The following is a 2,710-nucleotide window of genomic DNA, read 5'->3' on the forward strand; positions in this document are numbered from 1 at the left end:
TCATACATCGTCTTCTTTGAGTCCCCCCTCCCGCAAGGGGAGGGGGGACACAAAAGGGAGCGGGCTCGGCAACTGGATCTGTGAAATCAGCCGCTCTCGCGAGCGGAGACCAAGGAGACGCTTGTGACCGCCACCCCGATCCGGGTCGACCTGAACGGCCCCGCCCGCCCGTGGAAGCGCTTCTGGCGCAGCACCGGCTTCTCCCCGGCGGAGCTGCTGCTGGAGCCGGAGATGCGGCTGGCGCTGGCCCATCTCGGCGCCGTGCCCAACCGCGGCATCGAATATCTCCGCGTCCACTACATGCTCGATTTGGTGAAGGCCGACCGGCTCGGCGTCTACGACTGGTCGCTGCTGGACCAGGCGCTGGACGTGGTGGTCGAACACCGGCTGCGGCCGTTCTTCGAGCTGATGGGCAACCCCGGCAAGCTGTACACCGACTTCAACGACGACGCGCAGGTGCGCCACTGGCGCGACCTGGTCGAGGCGCTGGCCCGCCGCTGCATCGAGCGCTACGGCGCCGAAGAGGTCCGGACCTGGTATTTCGAGACCTGGAACGAGCCGGACATCTGGTGGAAGCTGGGCGGCGAGGTCGCGTTCAACAACTACTACGACGCCTGCTCGGAAGGGCTGAAGGCGGTCGACCCGGCGCTGCTGCTCGGCGGGCCGGGCGTGGCGCGGCGGGTGCCGCCGATCTTCCGCAGCTTCCTGGCCCATTGCGACACCGGCACCAACTATTTCACCGGCGAGACCGGGGTGCGGCTCGACTTCATCTCGGTGCATGAGAAGGGGGCGGTCAAGCACGCAGAAGACCTGACGCCGGATACGGTCGGCATCTGCCGGCATGAGATGGAGGCGGTGACCTATATCCGCGAACATCATCCGCGCTTCGCCGGGCTGCCCTTCATCAACAATGAATGCGACCCGCAGATCGGCTGGGAGATCTATCACACCTGGCACGCCATGCCGTATTTCGCCGGGCTGATCGCCAAGGTGATCGACCAGCACCAGCGGCTGCTGGTCGAGGCCGAGGGCGTCGATTACGACATCCTCAGCAACGACAACGGCTTCCTCGGCCGCTGGGGCCAGCGCACCCACCTGGCCTTCTTCGGCGCCCGCCAGTTCGACGCGGCGCAGCGCGACTGGGTCACCGACCTCACAGCACTTGCCGAACGCCGCGCCAATCCGGAGCCCTTCGACTACGTCAAGAAGCCGGGGCTGACGGTGATGGAGCTGCTGGCCTGGCTCGGCGATGCCAGGGTGGATGTGCCCGGCAGCCTCGACCCCGACCGCACCGGCCTCGGCGTCATCGCCACGCCCACCGCCGATGGCGGCACCGTGCTGCTGTACAACAGCGTCGACCGGATCTGGCAGTCCGGCCACAGCGCCGTGGCGCTGCAGGTCGCGGGCCTCGCTCCCGGCCGCTACGCCCTCGGCATCTTCGAGATCGCGCAGGACAAGGGCGACCCGTTCTCGGTGTGGGAAGCCCAGGCCGTCGCCAATGAGTCGAATGCGGACCAGCTGGCGGCACTGAACCTGCCGAATGCCGAACAGCTCGCCGCGCTGCGCCGGGCGCAGGAACCGGCGCAGACCCTTCGCACCGTCGAGATCGGCGCCGATGGCTGGCTGTCGCTCGACCTCGACCTGCTGCTGCCCTCGGTGGCGCTGGTGGTGCTGGCGCGGCAGGCGGCCGAACCGCCGGCGGCACCGACCGGCCTCAGGTTGCAGGCCTATCGCGGCCTGAACGGCACCACCAACCAGGTGCTGTTCTGGGATGCCCCGGCCACCGGCCCGGTCCGGCTCTACGACGTGCTGTGGGCGGCGGCGGAGGACGGGCCGTTCGAGGTGGTGAACCCCGTCGGCCTGCTGTCCAGCATGTACCTGCACGCGGTGCCGGCGCCGGGCGGCTTCTACCGCGTCCGGGCCCGCGACCTGTCCGGCCAGGAAGGGCCGGTGTCGGGGGTGGTCAGGGGGTAAGGCCTCACTCCAACCCTGTCATTGCCGGGCTTGACCCGGCAATCCAGAGGATGTCGACAGTCTCTGGATGCCGGATCAAGTCCGGGCATGACAGGTTCAAGTGGATTGACCGGCTCTCGATGCCGACCCGCATGGGCGAATTCATCGCCCCGCTACGTCCGGGCGATCAGCAATTCCTCGGCGTGGCTCGGCGGGCGCAGGCCGTCCGGCCGGCCGGCGAAATAGCGCCGGGCGAGGTCGTCGGCGGGGATGTGGCGGACCTCCCGGAAGCCGGCGTCGCGGGCCAGCGCCAGCATCGCCTCCGGCGTGAACGACGTGATGAACGGCGTGCCGGCCGCCTTGGCGCCGGTCGCGGCGGCCTCCAGCGCCGGGCGCAGCTCCGGGTCCACCAACTCCGGCGGCAGCATGAAGGTCATGGCCAGGGTGGAGCCCGGGGCCAGGGTGGCGACCTGGCGCAGGGTGGCCGCGATCGCCGCCACCGTCAGGTACAGGCTGACCCCGGTCGAGGCGACGACGGCCGGTTGGGCAGCGTCGAAGCCCGCCGCGGCCAGCCAGGACGGGCCGGCCTCGAAATCAACGGGCACCAGCCTCAGCCAGTCCGGCACGCCTAAACCGAGTTCGACCAGCCTGGCGCGCTTCCAGGCCTGGGGGCCCGGCTGGTCGATTTCGAACACCGTCATCGCGGGGGCGACCTCCGGCCGGCGCTGGGCGAAGCTGTCGAGGCCGGCGCCGAGGA

The 2,710-nt window shown here is 69.7% G+C and carries 2 protein-coding genes; one reads left to right on the plus strand and one right to left on the minus strand.

The window, feature by feature from the left end; translation table 11 throughout:
* Positions 1-123 precede the first annotated feature (123 nt).
* The gene (locus tag AC3XYG_RS15810; RefSeq protein WP_489140803.1) at positions 124-1,974 is read left to right on the plus strand and encodes a GH39 family glycosyl hydrolase; all 1,851 of its coding nucleotides are present in this window, start codon (positions 124-126) and stop codon (positions 1,972-1,974) included.
* A 152-nt stretch (positions 1,975-2,126) separates the two neighbouring features.
* Here the strand turns inward: AC3XYG_RS15810 and AC3XYG_RS15815 are convergent.
* Positions 2,127-2,710: class I SAM-dependent methyltransferase (locus tag AC3XYG_RS15815; RefSeq protein ID WP_489140804.1), on the minus strand; the 584-nt coding region annotated here is incomplete at its 5' end.

The sequence above is a fragment of the Inquilinus sp. genome (genome assembly GCF_057815775.1).